This window comes from Psychrobacillus sp. NPDC096426, from assembly GCF_044762745.1.
Taxonomy (GTDB): Bacteria; Bacillota; Bacilli; order Bacillales_A; family Planococcaceae; genus Psychrobacillus.
Genome location: NZ_JBIWEX010000013.1, coordinates 21,910 through 37,049 on the forward strand (window position 1 = coordinate 21,910; position 15,140 = coordinate 37,049).

Sequence of the window (15,140 nt, forward strand, 5' to 3'; positions counted from 1 at the left end):
TCATTTCTCCTTACGCTGTTATTAAATCTTTGGTTTTGGTTCCGTAGATTTTGTGAATTTGTTCGTCAGAAAGCTCGCGGCCATTTCCATTAAATACAACTTCACCACTATTTAACCCAATAATTCGATCTGAATAGTGTTGTGCCACTTCCACTTGGTGTAAATTCACTAAACATGTAATGCCCATTTCCGTACTAATCGATTTTAAATGGTCCATGATCACCTTAGAAGAATTCGGATCAAGTGAAGCAATTGGTTCATCACATAGAATCAATTTAGGTTCTTGAATAAGCGCTCGGCATATCCCTACACGTTGCTGCTGACCACCGCTTAATTGGTCACATCGCTTATAAGCATGTTCATGAATTCCTAGTTTCTCCAACAGGTAAAAGGCATGTTCTTTTTCCTCTTCTGTATATCTGCCTAGTATTCCTTGTAGCGTTGTTTTATAACCAAACCGACCATGTAACACATTCTCAATCACCGTCAAACGAGGTACGAGATTATAGTGCTGAAACACCATCCCAAAATTTGTTCGCAATTTACGTAACTCTTTTTTACTTAAACTTCCAACATCTTGATTGTTAAAAATAATCTTTCCTTCATTAAATTCAACCATTCGATTCATACAACGCAGCATGGTAGACTTACCAGCACCTGATGGACCAATGATAGAAACAAATTCTCCTGCTGTTATTTCAAAATTAATATTCTTTAGTATTTGTTTGTCTGTTGTATATGATTTACCAAGTCCTTCTACCTTTAACAAAGACATTCGAAATGACTCCTTTTTGGTTTAATTAGCAAGTAAGAGTGTACATAACGAATATCCCCCTAGGCACACTCTTCTTCCTATACAGTTTTACCTATCGATGAAGTGGTGTATTATTTTGAAAGTTCTCGGATTGGATCATACCATTTATCTTCTACAGCAATCAGTCTTTCTTTCCCCTTTTTCGTGAATAAAGCTGACTGTTCTGAATCTACAGGAGCAAAGATTTTTTCATTGTTTGCAAATTCATCTGAAGTTAATAAGGCTTGAATTTTATCAAAATCCTCTTGACCAATTACATCCATGTTTACTACGAATGGCTCATTTAATACAGGTGTTACACTCATTAATGTAAATTCCTTTCCTGCAACCGTATTAAAAGGTTCTGCTGCAACATCTTTTACGTGATAAACAGCACCAACTGTATTTTCATCTCCTTCAGCAATCTCCACATAGTCTTCCACACATGTATCACAAAATGCTGCAACATCTGCATTACCAGTTAATAAATTAACTGCGGAGCCTTGATGAGAGCTACCAAATAATACTTGAGAGAATAACGAGCCGCCTTCCATTAAATCCTCTTGCGTTAAATCTGCATATTTTTCTTGTTGTGTGAAATGACTTAAAACGTTAGAAGCTGGAACCTTAAAACCTGATGTTGAGCTATTAGATACGAAAGAGATCTTTTTATCTGCTATTGTATCAAGTGAAAATTCTCCATTTACTTTGTACTTGTCCTGTTCGTCTACATTAACTGCTAACCAGCTATGATATTTAGCATCCTCCAAAGTACCGGATTCACCAGATTTCACTGCAATTGTATGAATCGAATCATTTCTATTTTTTGCTTGGACATAACTTTGTGAACCCGTAAATGCAATGTCCGCATTGTTATTCACTAATGTTTCAATTGCAATGGCATAGTCAGTTGTTAATTGATGCTCTACTTTTTTACCTGTAGCCTCTGAAATCAGTCGTCCAATTTCTTCACGGGACGATTTCATATCTTGACCAGATTCGTTTGGATACCAAACCATTTTAATCACATCATCCACTTCCGCAACACCATCATTACCTCCAGCGCACGCCGTTAACAAAACAGTTAATACTAAGAGCATTGTGAACATAAATTTAGTTTTCATTATTATTCTCCTTTTTTAAAAAACAGAATTTTTAAATTTTTAACTAGATTTGTTGTCTAGCTTCAGCGTTTTTCTTATTAATAGATAGATAGAAGAATTTGTGTAACATCTTCTTTTGTTAAAGCAACTGGGTTATTATCCATCCGGCCCTTTGTAAAGGCGTTACTGGAGATTTTTTCAATTAATTCTTCATTCGCCTTGTAATCTCTGAGCCTGCTTGAGAAACCAGATAGTTGATGGAAATACTCGATAAGCTCTTGTATTTCACTGACACTGCTTACTCCAAAGGCTTGAAGCAGCTTATCGTTTTCAATAATCGAGTCAAAATTAATTTCCATCACTTTTGCCAAGGTGATGCTTGCCGCAATCCCGTGAACCATTCCAAGTTCCAATGTAAGAGGATACGAGATGGAATGGCATGCCGTTGTTCTTGTGTTGCTAAAGGCTAGACCTCCATACAAGCTTCCTAAAGCAATTTCTTTCCTTACTGTGATGTCATTCGGATGTTTTAATACACTTTCAAAATTGTTGACAATCCGATTGATTGCTTCTAATGAATAGATTCTAGAAATTTCATTAGAGTTTTTTGACCAGTAAGCCTCAGTAGCATGACATAAAGCATCTAAAGCGGTTGCCGCCGTTATTTCCTTCGGTAATGAAGCTGTCAGAGTTGAGTCAATGATAGCGGTATGTGCATATAGTTTTTCCCAATCAACTGACATTTTTACTCCGTTAGCGCGATCCCAAATTGTTGCCCAGCAAGTAACCTCGGAACCCGTACCTGAGGTTGTCGGAATCCCAATCCAGGGTACGAAATTTTGACTCTCTATATAAAGCTTTTGGTTAATGACAGTGCGTAAAGCAGAGGTAGAATCTATTTTCATATTCTTTATAGCAGCTAAGGACTTTGAAAGATCCAGAACGCTTCCCCCACCAATTCCTACTATGCATTGATAATCAAAGCTTTCAATTTGTTTATAATAGTGAAACAAGTCTTCTATATCAGGATTGGATATGTTCACTGCTAATTGTTTGACCTCAAAACCCTCAAGACCTTTGTAGAGGGTACGTCCAGCCTCAGTTTCTAAAAAATCACCTCCTCGATGTAAAAGGACAATATTTTTTAATTGAGGATTAATTGTATTTAAGACTTCCTCGATAACATTTATCGTAGCTATTTTAATTTTTACTGGATTATAATAGTTTCCCATTCAGTTTTTTCCCTTCTTTTTCGGTTTTTGTTTACTTACAATGCAAGATTAGTCCGTTTTTTGCTGTTTTACAAGTGGTTTTACACTTTAATTACATAACATTTACACTTTTTTCATAAAGAATATATACTTTTAACTTTACACATTGCTTTTTTGTGCATCGTTTTGCTTTTTTCAGATTTGTGATATTATTTTTATAAAGTTATATAAGAGAATAGGGGGAGTAGTTCGTGATGCTACAAGAACAAAGACATCAAATGATTGAATCCTTTTTAAAACAGCAAAAAGCTGTAAAAGCTTCTGAGCTCGCTACTTTATTGGATGTCTCAATCGATACTGTAAGAAGAGATTTAGAGGTTCTTGAGAATAAAGGAAACGTAAAACGCGTTCACGGCGGGGCTGTTTTAATCCAAAATACTGATAATGTTGTAAACAAGCTTTTTAATGAAAGAGAAGTCAAAAATCTAGAAAAAAAAGAAGAAGTTGCCTCTGTAGCAATTGAATTAATTGAAGAGGGGCAAGCGATTGCTCTAAACGGCGGGACTACGACGATCGAAATTGCAAAAGCACTTGTTGGAAGGTTTAAAAGATTAACCATTATTACAAACGATCTTCGTATTTTATCGATTCTTGGAGAGAACAAACATTTCAATGTCATCCTCACTGGAGGCTTTTTTAATCCAGATGAATATACATTATATGGGAAACAATGTGAAGAAGTCTTGTCTAATTTCAATATTGATATTGCTTTTATCACGGTGAATGCATTATCACTTGAACACGGTTTAACCGATTTTAGAATGCATGAAGTAGGCGTTATTCAAACTATTATGTCACGGACAAAATATAAAGTAGTAGTTGCTGATTCATCAAAGTTTGAGACATCTTCTTACATCAATATTTGTCCACTAAAGGATATTGACTTGATCGTTACCGATAGTTCATTATCATCTAATATGGTAGAGGAATATAGCAAACATGATATTCGGATTCTTTCTCCACATTAAGCCACTATACTGCTTGTTCACCTAAACCGGCACCCTAGTTTAGGAGTAACATTTCACATTTCGGCCTTCGAAATCTACTTGATGTTCTGGGCATAATAATAGACCATCAAAATGATGGTCCTGTTTATACAGATAGGTAAGGGTTTGAAGTTATCGCTCACTTTTCCTCCACATTATGGGGCTCAATTCCTTCAATCATTTGGCTTTCGGCACGCCACTTAACTGTCTACACTTTAAAAAATAATGTAAATTTTACGACAAATTAGTCCTTTCCTTTAACATATCCATTTTTAAAAAAGGGCTTTCCGTCAGCCGGAAAGCCCTTTTCTTATTATCTACTAGCTTTTACTGGAAAGTAGCGATTTTTCAATTGAGTAGACATAATCTCCAAAACAACCGCTAGCAATAGAATCATATAAGTGATTAATCCAACTTCACGCATATCAAAGTAAAATCCTGATGCCATGAACAGTTCAAATCCTATACCTCCCGCTCCTGCTGCAGCTCCCATTGCGACAGCTACAGAGAAGTTGATCTCAAATCGCAAGAACGTCCATGATAACAAATAAGTGAACGTAGATGGTAAAACTGCATGTGTGACGATATGCCACCAGTTAGCACCCGTTGCCGTCAGTGCTTCTAAAATTCCTTTATCGACTTCTTCAAAAGCTTCCGAAAATGCTTTGACCAAGTAGGCAATTGAGTGGAAAAGCATTCCTAGTACAGCTGCTTCACTTCCTAGTCCAGCAGCAATTGCGAAGATTAGAACCCATAAAACAGTTGGTACCGCGCGAATGAAGGCAACTAAAATTCGTATCGCCTTGGACATCCATGGATTTGATAGATTCGTTGCCGCCATCAACGCTAAGAAAAATGCAATCACAGCGCCAAGAATCGTTGCTAGAAAGGCTAATCCAAGTGTAATACCTACTTGATAAATTGCTTCCCCCCAAGTGAAATGGCTCAAAGCTGGCTCCAAGAACATTGTTTTCAAGTTATAAGCCGTTTCGGGGATGGCCTTGGCCATATCTAGTCCTGCATAATTGAAGAAGAAAAAGGCAAGTATTGTTAAAAGTGATAAAATGACGATTGTCCCGGTCATGACTTGCTCTACCTTGTTGCCCGATTTAATCGATATTCGACCGTTCGCTCTCCGTTTTACATAAGATGAAGTGGCTTCCATTATAAAATCACCTTCCGTATTCTGTTTGATATAAGCTCAATAATAATTACGGAGAGGACGATCGTAAAAGTAACAAGTGCTACCGCATTATAGTTAAGCATCTTATAATACAAGTCAAAAGAATATCCAATTCCCGTCCCTGTTAAAATGCCAACTAATGTGGCGCTACGGATGTTCGTTTCTATCATAAACAAAATCCAGCTGATCATTTGAGGTAGACATTGAGGAATAACTGCTTTGAAGACGATCTGAAAGTAAGTAGAACCTGTAGCTCGGAGCGCCTCTACCGCACTATGACTCGCTTCATCTATTGTTTCAATAAATGCTCTCGTTAAAAAGCCTAAAGAGCCTACAAATAATGCCAAGTATCCTGTTATCGAATTTTGACCAAAAGATAAAAGTAGTATTAATGCCCAAGCAACCACTGGAATATTTCGTGCGACAGAAGCAACAAATCGTGCGATTACGCCTAGTACATTACTAGTACCTGTTGTCTTAGAGCCCATTAACCCTAAAAATAATGAAAAGATTGTCGCTGTTGTAGTAGCAGCAATAGACATAAGGATCGTCTCGGCTAATTTCTTTAGTATTTTCGGTAATCTTTCGAGCGTTTCTGGCGTAATATACAGATTAGAAATTATCCATGTAGCTGCATTCGGTAATGTTGTAATTCCATGAATTATGTTAAAATTTGTAACGTCAGATGCTATATACGTAAACACAATAATAATTGCTACCCAGATAATCGTTTGCCATTTTCGCTGGCTCCGCATTTCTTTTTCATTCACGTCTAGTTGCCCCTTACACAGTGACTAGTTTTCTAGTCTCTACCGTTTTTGTCCCATAAATTTCATCTGTATTATCGGCAGTAAGCATGAAGCTCGGACCGTCAAATACGACATTACCTTTACTTAAACCAATAATACGATCCGAATAACTACATGCAATTTCCACTTGATGAAGGTTTACGATGCATGCAATATTAAGTTCTTTCGTAATCGATTTTAAGTAATCCATAATAACTTCAGAGGAATTTGGATCTAGTGAAGCGATTGGTTCATCACAAAGCACAACTTTTGGTTCCTGAATGAGAGAACGCGCAATACCAACGCGTTGCTGTTGTCCACCGCTTAATTGATCACATCTTTTATACGCATGATCTGCGATACCTAACTTTTCTAATAGGAAAAATGCGTGCTCTTTTTCAATCTCGGTAAATCGATTAAATACACCTTGTAGCGTTGTTTTATATCCTAAACGACCGTGTAATACATTTTCAATAACAGATAAGCGGGGTACGAGGTTATAATGCTGGAAGATCATTCCGATATTAGTGCGCATTTTACGTAATTTTTTTTTGTCTAGACTTCCCACATCTAGACCATCAAAAATGACATTTCCTTCATCGATTTCAACCATTCGATTAATGCATCGTAATAGCGTCGATTTTCCTGCTCCCGACAGACCGATAATGGAAACAAATTCTCCAGCTTCTACTTCAAAACTAACATCCTTTAATACTCTCGTTTGTGCATTATAAGATTTACCTAAATTTCTCACTTCAACTAAAGACACGCTTTTAACCTCCTTTTTTGTAAATTAGAGCATGCACGATAAGACATGCATGCTCTATTTGTTCAAAAGTACATTCAATTAATTAGAAAGCTCACGGATTGGATTAAACCATGCATCTTCCACTTCTGCAAATCTTTCATTTTCTGTTTTGAAGAATAATCCTGGTTCTCCAGAATCTTTTGGAACGAAGATCTTTTCATTATTTGCTACTTCATCAGAAGCGAATAATTTTTTTAATGTATCATAATCTTCTTGACCTAATGCTTCTAGGTTTGCTGCGAATGGTGCATTTAATACCGGTGTCACTGACATTAAAATAAATTCTTTTCCAGTTACTGTGTTAAAAGGTTCTGCTGCATCGTCCTTTACTTTATAAACAGATCCTACTTTGTTTTCTTCGCCTTTTACAACTTCTACATAGTTTCCTACGCAAGTGTCACAGAAAGCTGCAACTTCTGAATTGTTACTTAATAAGTTAACTGCCGAACCTTGGTGTGAGTTGCCGAATAATACTTGTGAGAATAGTGGTCCGCCTTCCATTAAATCTTCTGGAACTAAATTTTCAAAGCCAGATTTTTTGGCATAATGTCCAATAATTGATGATGACGGGACAACAAAACCTGATGTTGAACTATTCGATACAAAAGACATACTTTTTTGTTCTAATGTATCTAATGAAAATTCTCCGTTCACTTTAAAATCATCTTGTGCGTCTACATTTACTGCTAACCAGCTGTGATACAATGCATCATCTAATGTTCCTGATTTACCAGTAGGTACAACTAATGGTTGAATAGCATCGTTTCCATTTTTCGCTTCGATATAACCTTGTGCTCCCATAAATGCAAGGTCTGCATTATTATTGATCAATGTTTCAATGGCAATTGCATAATCCGTTGTTAATTGGTGTTCTACTGTTTTGCCTGTTGCTTCTTCAATTACTCGACCAATTTCATCACGAGAAGCTTTCATATCTGTACCAGATTCATTTGGGTACCAGGCAATTTTAATTACGTCATCCACTTTTGCTTCTTTAGCTCCAGCTGTTCCTTCTGAGCATGCTGATAATAATAGAGCAACTACTAAAAACAGGCTAATTCCAAACCAACTTTTCTTCATTAATAATTCTCCTTTTCGCTAAATAAAATGGCAGTGCAATGTTGACAGTTCACCTTACTATTACATTGAACCATATTATTTTTTACAATTGTGGGAATTTACAGTAACTTTATATACTATTAACTTAATTTACATCAACTTTTTTAAACGTTAAGAAGATTAGATGGGCTAGAAAACTCTCCAAGTTCAATCGTCGTCCCGTACAAACCGTGGTAATCTGACCCACCTGTCATTACAAGGCCAAATTGCTGTGCTAAAGCTTCTACTTTTTGATAATCTTCCGCTGTATGATCTGGATGATTTCTTTCAATTCCTCCTAAACCATATGGCACAAGCTGTGGAATCAGATCATACGAATCTAGTTGACCAGGGTGTGCTACGACAGCAAGTCCCCCGTCTGCAACAATTGCTTTCACAGCATCGACTGCATCAATGTATACAATGTCCCCTGATGCTACCCCGTCTCCTTTAAACAAGCTTTTATACAATTGCTTATATGCAGGAGATGTATAGTCGGCTTCTGTTAAATGACGCATAATATGCTGTTTGTAAATCGTCTCTGAAGGCTTAGCTGTTTCTATGATTTGTTGGATATCTAGTTCATATCCTGCGGTTTGGATTTGTTCTATTTGCCAAAGGGAATGAGCTTGCCGTCGTTTGAGTAAATTATCGCAAATTGATCGAATATGTACTGCGTTGGCATTATAGTTATAACCTAGCACATGTACTTTACGATCTCTTTTAAAGTCATACGCAGAGATTTCAATACCTGGTATGACTTCTATTCCGTAGTTTTCACCGAGTATTGTCACTTCATGTCGTCCTTTAACGGTATCGTGATCGACAAAACTAATTTGTGTGACACCGCGCTCCTTTGCAAGCTTCATCACTTTTTCGGCTGTTTCAGATCCGTCTGAGTAGCTACTATGAACATGTAAATCAGCTTTCATGACTTACTACCTCTTTTGTGGTAGCCAGTTGTCTTGTTTGCATGTCGTAAACCTTGTCGCATAATCCATCCATAAATTCGATATCATGAAAAATTCCAACTAAAGTGGTGCCTTGTTTTTTTAGTTTCTCGATGATTTCTCGAACTTTTATTTTGGATTGTTGGTCCAAGCTTGCAGTTGGTTCATCCAGTAGTAATAGTCTAGGCTTCTTCACAGTTGCCATCGCAATGTTTAGTCGTAACTTTTCCCCACCGGAAAATGTATTTGGATAGCTGTCCCATAGTTTTGGATCCAATTCAAAATGAGCTAATGCTTTTTCTGCTTCTTCGATTGCAACTGTTTCCGACTCACCCATTTCTAGTAATGCATTCGTTACGAGCTGGCGACATGTTGTTCTTGGCATCACACTTAGAAACTGTGACACATAGCCAATTTCATATTTTCTCAAGTACAACATTTGTCTTTCTGAGATTTGTGCCAAATCAATTTCTCCAAAGCGTTCGGAGTCGTACATAATTTTCCCTTTATCAGGTAAATACGTTCGATAAATACTTTTTAGTATGGTGGACTTTCCGCTACCACTCTTACCGACAATACCGATGAATTCTCCTGCTTCCAACGAAAGATTGATATTTTCGATAGCGGGCATCGTTTTTCCTAAATGATGAATGGTGAATCGTTTGCCAAAATCCACTATTTCTAGCATTGCCATATGACTATCTCCTCGTTTCGTTATTTAATCCGGTAATTGGTCGTCGTTATTAATGCACCATTAACCATTGTTGCAGTTAGCATTGGATATCCATCTTCCATTCTTTCAATGATAAGAATGTCGGCTTTTTTCCCAACTTTTATCGAGCCTAGTTCTTCATCCATGCGTACTGCTTTTGCAGGATTAAGTGTGACCATCATGAACATTTTGTGTAAATCATTTCCTTGTTTTTCATGTAAATCAAATATGGCATGTAATAATGCTGCAGGGTAATAATCGCTACAAAGAATATCAACACAATCATGCGTAATCGCTTCTGCTGCAGATAAGTTGCCAGAGTGTGATCCACCAAGCAACACATTTGGTGCACCTGCAATTGTATGTAAACCGATTTCTTTTGCTTTTTTAGCGACTTCTAGCGTAATAGGAAACTCACTTATTGTCGTTCCGAATGATTGCACTAATTCTAATTTCTTTATATCATCATCGTCATGCGAGGCAACCGCAATTCCTCTAGATAAAGCGATATCTGCCACTTCTTTTATTTTTTCAATCGTTAAATACTCCGTACTTTGTCGTTCCGCAATGAGCACATTTACGTCATCATCCGAAATATTACGGTATCCTTTTAATGTTTCGCGGTACACTTCTAAATTACGGTATTGTCCTTGACCAGGAGTATGATCCATAAAGGATAGTAAATGTACTTTACCGTCTTCGATGTTTTGGACAAGACTCTCTACTTCATCGATATTGTCTATTTCAAAACGTGCATGTAAACGGTGGCGTATTAAATGCAATTCATTATGCGTCGCATCAATCGCATCTACCATTCGCTGAATATTTTTCGGATTTCGCATCGGTTTATGAGTAAATACGTCTTCTTTGTAAAAAGAAAGAGAATGGAACATCGTCGTTATTCCATGGCTGATTAATATTTTCTCTGCTTCTCTTAAACTAATATTGAAGTCCATCATGCTCGTCGGTCTTGGCGATGCAACTGTTTCGATATAATCGGAATGAATATCGATAAAACCTGGTGAAATATATCCACCTCTTGCATCGATCACTTGCGCATTTGGATAATTTATTATGTCTGCTTCCGGGATAATCGATTCAATGATCTCTCCCACAACAACGACTGCTTTTCCTTCGATAATTCCTTCTTCTGTTATAACTTTTCCGTTATGAATAATATACAAAGTGGTCGTTCCTCCTATAGTAATGAGTAGACTAATTGTTGCGTGTACTCATGTTGTGGGTCTTCTAACACTTGGTCCGTTAAACCTTCTTCGATAATTTTCCCGTTCAGTAAAACAATGGTGCGGTCTGCGAGCATACGTATAACGGCTAGATCATGTGATACGACAATCATGCTAATCCCTAAATCACGTTGGATTACTTTGATTAAATCGAGTACATTTGCTTGTACAGATAAATCTAGCCCTGTTGTTACTTCATCCAAAAACAATATCGGTGGATTGTTTGATAATGCTTTCGCAATTTGAACACGTTGTTGCATCCCTCCAGAGAAGTTTCTCGGTTCTTCTTTCATACGATGCAACGGGATATGCACGTTTTCTAGCAGCCTTTTACTCGTCGCTTCCATTTGACCAACGTTTCGGTTTCCAGCCGCGATTAGTTTCTCCGCTATATTACCAACCGAAGAAAAGTTCATTTTCAATCCTTGCACTGGATTTTGATAAACCATACCATACACATGATTTCGGATGGAGCGCTTTTGCTGCGCGGACATTTCAAATACATTGTTGTTCGCCAATTCGGGCGTGTCGATATACGCTTCTCCTGATGACACATCGCTATCAAAGTATAAACATTGCATCATCGTCGATTTTCCACTTCCACTTTCCCCAACAATCCCTAATATTTCTCCTGGATACAAGTCGAATGAAATATCTTGGCAAGCATACACGGTGCCACAGCTCTCGCAAAAGTTTTTCACTAGTTTCCTAGTTTCCACTTGTCGACACTCTGCACACCCTGTACCGAACTGCTTTTGTAGATTTCTAACTTGTAATATTGGCACTTCATGCATAGCTCGTTTGCACCTCCGCTTCTGCTTTCTTATTCAACTGCTCTATACAGTAGCTTGTATCATTACATTGATGAATCGTTTCTCCGGTTTCCGGGTCGGTTAATTCATCTAAAAAGACATCTGTTGAACTACATAAGTGACAATGTTTGTCTTCAAAAGCTTCTACCGTAAATGGATAATCTTCAAAAGCAAGTGATTTTACATTTGTATAAGGGGGTACTGCATATATTTTCTTTTCTCTCCCTGCTCCCAGTAGTATTAAAGCTTCTGATTGGTGCAGTTTGGTGTTATCAAATCGAGGTATCGGACTAGGAGCCATTACATACCGATTATTTACATACACCGGATGGTCTGCACCAGTAGCCGTCTTGCCGTATTTCATAATTTGTTCGAATAACATGAGCCACACGCCGCTATAATCATCTTCTGCATGCATTCTCTTTGTCATATATTCGCTCGCTTCCACTTTGCGTAGTGGTTCCGGCATTGGAACTTGCAGGACGATAATTTGATCTTCGTTTAATATCACTTCTGGAATACGGTGTCTCGATTGGATGATGCTCGCTTTTTCCGTTTGTTCGGTTAGCTCAACGCCAGTGGTTTCATGGACTAACTTTTTTATGCTTACGGCATTAACAGACTCGTCTGCTCCTTGGTCAATCACTTTCAACACATCGGATTTTCCGATAATGGAAAGTGTAATTTGCAAACCACCTGTGCCCCAACCTCTCGCAATAGGCATTTCTCTAGAAGCAAACGGCACTTGGTAGCCAGGAATCGCAACAGCCTTCATAATCGCCCGACGAATTTCTTTTTTTGAACCTTCATCGAAAAAAGCAAAATGCGTATTAGTTTTCAACTTCCTGCACCTCTTTCTTCACTTGACGTACACTATCCAGTCTGGATTGGAACGTCACATAATGCGGTAATTTCAAGTGGGAAATAAACCCTGTCGACTCCACAGAATCGATGTGCAATAAAACAAATTCCTCGTCATGTGTAGGAAAGTTAGCTTCTGGGTGCTCGAGACATTGATCTAAAATACTCATAGCAATCGCCTTCGTTTCATTTTGCCCATAGCAAATGCCGTAGCCAATTTCAAATTGTAATTCATATTCATTGTTGGCATTTTTCACTTGTGTCGGGACAAATGACTCCACTTCTGTTATTTTAATGTCACCGATATAAAAGTCGTCATCTGTATCGTGTTCCATTTCATTTGGATGGCCTACATAAATAGGAACAGCGCCAACACGCACTTCGCCGACGTTCGGATGCACTTGCCCGTATCCTCGTAAAGAAGCATATCCAAGAGATGTGACAGCTCCCGTTTGCCCACGCGTCAATACTTGTAGTCTCTCACTTCTAGTAGAAGGAAATTGTAAACTTTGTTTGGTAATGTCTTTAGGCGCTGTGTTGTTTTCCTCGTATTTCTCAAACAGCCCTTCTTCGCGTAAATAATCTACTACTTTAGGGAAATATTTCACTTCCTCGAAAGTTTCTACCTGCTGCAATTCCTCTTGGTAGTTGTTTAGCCACTGCTGGATGCTTTCTGAACTTTCACCTAGCAAATCAAAATCTAATAATCGATGCGTGTAATCATAAGTAGCACCTAATAGTTGACCACCTGGGATATCTTTAAAACTTGCGGAAATGCGACGTTCGACTAGCATAGCCTCGGGTTCCACAGTCTTACTGTAATAAGAGCGAGGCAATGTAGATCGATGCGCACGCATAAGGAAAACGGCTTCTTCCATACTACCTTCCGCTTGTTTAATCGCTAGCGCCGCTAGGAAAGGTGAATATAAGCTACTTTCGGACATTACTTGATCAATCATTCCACGCATCGTGGACATAATGGTATGGATCTCTATTGTTTCCTGTCCTTTTAGACGCTCGTATTTTAAACGTTTAATAGAGGCATCAATTGCTTGTGTACCACCTTTTACTGGAACATAACCCATTAGCTCACCCCCGTAATTTCCACTGTAGTTGTACGAGGAATGCAGACAACTTGGGCATTCTCATCTGTGATAATCAAGTCGATGCCTAGTGGATATTCCTTCGTTCGTTCGTTTCTTGCTTGCCACAATGTCCGGCTTAAACTTGTATGTAGCCTAGCTTCATGTTGTATACCAGGACCAGTTAATGTTAGTTCGCCCGAATTAGATAAGGTTGAACTTTCCATAATCCATATCGAAGAATGTTGCGGATCAATGAGCGTGCCATTTTTACACTCCGCGATAGCATGTTTAATGGACTCTTCTGTATCTTTCTGAAGAATAATAATAAAATCCGCTTCGTTAATCGGTGCATATTTTGAGGATGTATATGCGGAAATTTTATCTATTAAGTTTTGTTGCTCTGTTGAAAGAATATGAAATGTCACTTCTGCATCTAGAAATGTCATCGCACTTAAGATAGTTGCCTCAAAGCAAGGTAGATTGTAATCTACTTGTTCTGCGATTTCTGATAAAGAAGAAATTGTGCCTGGTCGTGACATACTGTGCAATATTTTTCTGTAAACTTGTTGCAAATCATGTACTTGATCAATTGCCATACCTTTCCCTCCTGTTAGACTTCCATTGTTTCAAAGCTGACTTTCGTCTTGAAAAGCTCAGCTTGTTTTTTCGCGCGTTCCTTTGTGATCTGTTTTTCCACTTCAATTAGTTGTGTTTGCCACATAGTTGTTTCTGGTAATTCTGCTTTATATGCTGCATCGATTATTGCAAGGTGTTTGGCAAGTTCATCTTCTATGCCTACAACGATTCCTATACCGATGCAATTATTTATCTCTACCTTTGCTTCTGTTATAAGAACTTCTCCTATATAAAATAAGGAGTTTTTAGCGGACTCACGCATTTTGATCATCGTTAATCCATATTGCGGTGCCAGAATTTCTTTGCATTCATATGCATCTATAATCGTTTCTGCTAGCTTTTGTGCTAAGTGGCCATTTTCTTGAATAAGAATCTCGGTTCTTCTTCTTCGTTTCATAAGGTTGAATCCTCCTTTGCAAGTTCATCTTAACTTGTTGCCAAGTTGCTGTGTTTTAAGGTATCGTAAATGTTTGTAAATTTTCTTAATAATTGGACTCATTTAGTTGGCATGTTCGGTATATTTTACGATGAAAAAACTGCCTTAATAATCGATAGTTCATGCATAATATAGGGATAATGCGTCGTAAGAAGTGAAGTGTCCGCTGTGATTTTCACTGCAGGGCGGACGCTTTCCGCCGGGTGAGCGATGAACCATCGCCGACGCTGCGCGTTCGCCTGCGATGGTTCATCTGTCTCACTCATCCGGCAGGAGTCGCCGCCCTTCCGCTTCAATTCATGAGAATTTCTTTCTAATTTAGTGTCTGCAGTTCGGAGATGTAAATTGCTCAGGTTCACTGTGTGCTATTTAGT

Annotated in this window: 16 protein-coding genes; 1 reads left to right on the top strand and 15 read right to left on the bottom strand. The window is 38.1% G+C overall.

The window, feature by feature from the left end; genetic code table 11:
- Positions 1 to 10: 10 nt before the first annotated feature.
- The 3 genes from phnC (ACIQYS_RS12205) to ACIQYS_RS12215 form a co-directional block, all read right to left on the bottom strand.
- Complete coding sequence (gene phnC / locus ACIQYS_RS12205; protein WP_402979871.1) at positions 11 to 775, bottom strand: phosphonate ABC transporter ATP-binding protein; 765 nt, start codon at positions 773 to 775, stop codon at positions 11 to 13.
- A gap of 110 nt (positions 776 to 885) precedes the next feature.
- Positions 886 to 1,917, bottom strand: coding sequence for a PhnD/SsuA/transferrin family substrate-binding protein (locus tag ACIQYS_RS12210; RefSeq protein ID WP_402979874.1), 1,032 nt, complete (start codon positions 1,915 to 1,917; stop codon positions 886 to 888).
- Positions 1,918 to 1,994: 77 nt separating this feature from the next.
- Positions 1,995 to 3,128: an iron-containing alcohol dehydrogenase gene (locus ACIQYS_RS12215; RefSeq protein WP_402979877.1), complete on the bottom strand. Its 1,134-nt coding sequence runs from the start codon at positions 3,126 to 3,128 to the stop codon at positions 1,995 to 1,997.
- A gap of 233 nt (positions 3,129 to 3,361) precedes the next feature.
- Between ACIQYS_RS12215 and ACIQYS_RS12220 the strand changes: the two genes are divergently transcribed.
- Positions 3,362 to 4,135 (top strand): DeoR/GlpR family DNA-binding transcription regulator, encoded by a 774-nt coding sequence (locus tag ACIQYS_RS12220; protein WP_402980163.1) that lies wholly within the window; start codon positions 3,362 to 3,364, stop codon positions 4,133 to 4,135.
- A gap of 331 nt (positions 4,136 to 4,466) precedes the next feature.
- On the opposite strand, the gene ACIQYS_RS12225 is transcribed toward ACIQYS_RS12220, so the two are convergent.
- From ACIQYS_RS12225 to phnG, 12 genes are all read right to left on the bottom strand, one after another.
- A complete protein-coding gene (locus ACIQYS_RS12225) occupies positions 4,467 to 5,318 on the bottom strand; it encodes an ABC transporter permease subunit (RefSeq protein WP_402979880.1) in 852 nt (283 codons plus the stop codon).
- Positions 5,318 to 6,106, bottom strand: a complete 789-nt coding sequence (gene phnE, locus ACIQYS_RS12230) for a phosphonate ABC transporter, permease protein PhnE (RefSeq protein WP_402979883.1) — start codon at positions 6,104 to 6,106, stop codon at positions 5,318 to 5,320. Before phnE ends, ACIQYS_RS12225 begins: the two co-directional genes overlap by 1 nt.
- 13 nt (positions 6,107 to 6,119) lie before the next feature.
- On the bottom strand, positions 6,120 to 6,893 hold the full coding sequence (phnC, locus tag ACIQYS_RS12235) for a phosphonate ABC transporter ATP-binding protein (RefSeq protein ID WP_402979886.1): 774 nt from the start codon (positions 6,891 to 6,893) through the stop codon (positions 6,120 to 6,122).
- Between the two features lie 78 nt (positions 6,894 to 6,971).
- Positions 6,972 to 8,012, bottom strand: a complete 1,041-nt coding sequence (locus ACIQYS_RS12240; RefSeq protein WP_402979889.1) for a PhnD/SsuA/transferrin family substrate-binding protein — start codon at positions 8,010 to 8,012, stop codon at positions 6,972 to 6,974.
- A 143-nt stretch (positions 8,013 to 8,155) separates the two neighbouring features.
- On the bottom strand, positions 8,156 to 8,962 hold the full coding sequence (locus tag ACIQYS_RS12245) for a PHP domain-containing protein (protein WP_402979892.1): 807 nt from the start codon (positions 8,960 to 8,962) through the stop codon (positions 8,156 to 8,158).
- Positions 8,952 to 9,674: a phosphonate C-P lyase system protein PhnL gene (gene phnL, locus ACIQYS_RS12250; RefSeq protein ID WP_402979895.1), complete on the bottom strand. Its 723-nt coding sequence runs from the start codon at positions 9,672 to 9,674 to the stop codon at positions 8,952 to 8,954. The genes ACIQYS_RS12245 and phnL overlap by 11 nt, the downstream gene beginning before the upstream one ends.
- A 20-nt stretch (positions 9,675 to 9,694) precedes the next feature.
- Positions 9,695 to 10,876: a phosphonate metabolism protein PhnM gene (gene phnM / locus ACIQYS_RS12255; protein WP_402979900.1), complete on the bottom strand. Its 1,182-nt coding sequence runs from the start codon at positions 10,874 to 10,876 to the stop codon at positions 9,695 to 9,697.
- A 14-nt stretch (positions 10,877 to 10,890) separates the two neighbouring features.
- Positions 10,891 to 11,730, bottom strand: a complete 840-nt coding sequence (locus ACIQYS_RS12260) for an ATP-binding cassette domain-containing protein (RefSeq protein WP_402979905.1) — start codon at positions 11,728 to 11,730, stop codon at positions 10,891 to 10,893.
- On the bottom strand, positions 11,723 to 12,589 hold the full coding sequence (locus tag ACIQYS_RS12265) for an alpha-D-ribose 1-methylphosphonate 5-phosphate C-P-lyase PhnJ (protein ID WP_402979908.1): 867 nt from the start codon (positions 12,587 to 12,589) through the stop codon (positions 11,723 to 11,725). Before ACIQYS_RS12265 ends, ACIQYS_RS12260 begins: the two co-directional genes overlap by 8 nt.
- Positions 12,579 to 13,694: a carbon-phosphorus lyase complex subunit PhnI gene (locus ACIQYS_RS12270; RefSeq protein ID WP_402979911.1), complete on the bottom strand. Its 1,116-nt coding sequence runs from the start codon at positions 13,692 to 13,694 to the stop codon at positions 12,579 to 12,581. The genes ACIQYS_RS12265 and ACIQYS_RS12270 overlap by 11 nt, the downstream gene beginning before the upstream one ends.
- The gene (phnH, locus tag ACIQYS_RS12275) at positions 13,694 to 14,290 is read right to left on the bottom strand and encodes a phosphonate C-P lyase system protein PhnH (RefSeq protein ID WP_402979914.1); all 597 of its coding nucleotides are present in this window, start codon (positions 14,288 to 14,290) and stop codon (positions 13,694 to 13,696) included. The genes ACIQYS_RS12270 and phnH overlap by 1 nt, the downstream gene beginning before the upstream one ends.
- A 14-nt stretch (positions 14,291 to 14,304) precedes the next feature.
- Positions 14,305 to 14,727 (bottom strand): phosphonate C-P lyase system protein PhnG, encoded by a 423-nt coding sequence (gene phnG / locus ACIQYS_RS12280; protein ID WP_402979917.1) that lies wholly within the window; start codon positions 14,725 to 14,727, stop codon positions 14,305 to 14,307.
- Between the last annotated feature and the right edge of the window lie 413 nt (positions 14,728 to 15,140).

Bases quoted from the DNA above. Each gene is read 5' to 3' on its own strand.
- ACIQYS_RS12245 (WP_402979892.1), bottom strand. From the start codon at position 8,962: ATGAAAGCTGATTTACATGTTCATAGTAGCTACTCAGACGGATCTGAA.
- ACIQYS_RS12220 (WP_402980163.1), top strand. From the start codon at position 3,362: ATGCTACAAGAACAAAGACATCAAATGATTGAATCCTTTTTAAAACAG.
- ACIQYS_RS12260 (WP_402979905.1), bottom strand. From the start codon at position 11,730: ATGCATGAAGTGCCAATATTACAAGTTAGAAATCTACAAAAGCAGTTC.
- phnC (WP_402979871.1), bottom strand. From the start codon at position 775: ATGTCTTTGTTAAAGGTAGAAGGACTTGGTAAATCATATACAACAGAC.
- ACIQYS_RS12270 (WP_402979911.1), bottom strand. From the start codon at position 13,694: ATGGGTTATGTTCCAGTAAAAGGTGGTACACAAGCAATTGATGCCTCT.
- ACIQYS_RS12210 (WP_402979874.1), bottom strand. From the start codon at position 1,917: ATGAAAACTAAATTTATGTTCACAATGCTCTTAGTATTAACTGTTTTG.
- ACIQYS_RS12215 (WP_402979877.1), bottom strand. From the start codon at position 3,128: ATGGGAAACTATTATAATCCAGTAAAAATTAAAATAGCTACGATAAAT.
- phnL (WP_402979895.1), bottom strand. From the start codon at position 9,674: ATGGCAATGCTAGAAATAGTGGATTTTGGCAAACGATTCACCATTCAT.
- ACIQYS_RS12240 (WP_402979889.1), bottom strand. From the start codon at position 8,012: ATGAAGAAAAGTTGGTTTGGAATTAGCCTGTTTTTAGTAGTTGCTCTA.
- ACIQYS_RS12225 (WP_402979880.1), bottom strand. From the start codon at position 5,318: ATGGAAGCCACTTCATCTTATGTAAAACGGAGAGCGAACGGTCGAATA.
- phnG (WP_402979917.1), bottom strand. From the start codon at position 14,727: ATGAAACGAAGAAGAAGAACCGAGATTCTTATTCAAGAAAATGGCCAC.
- phnH (WP_402979914.1), bottom strand. From the start codon at position 14,290: ATGGCAATTGATCAAGTACATGATTTGCAACAAGTTTACAGAAAAATA.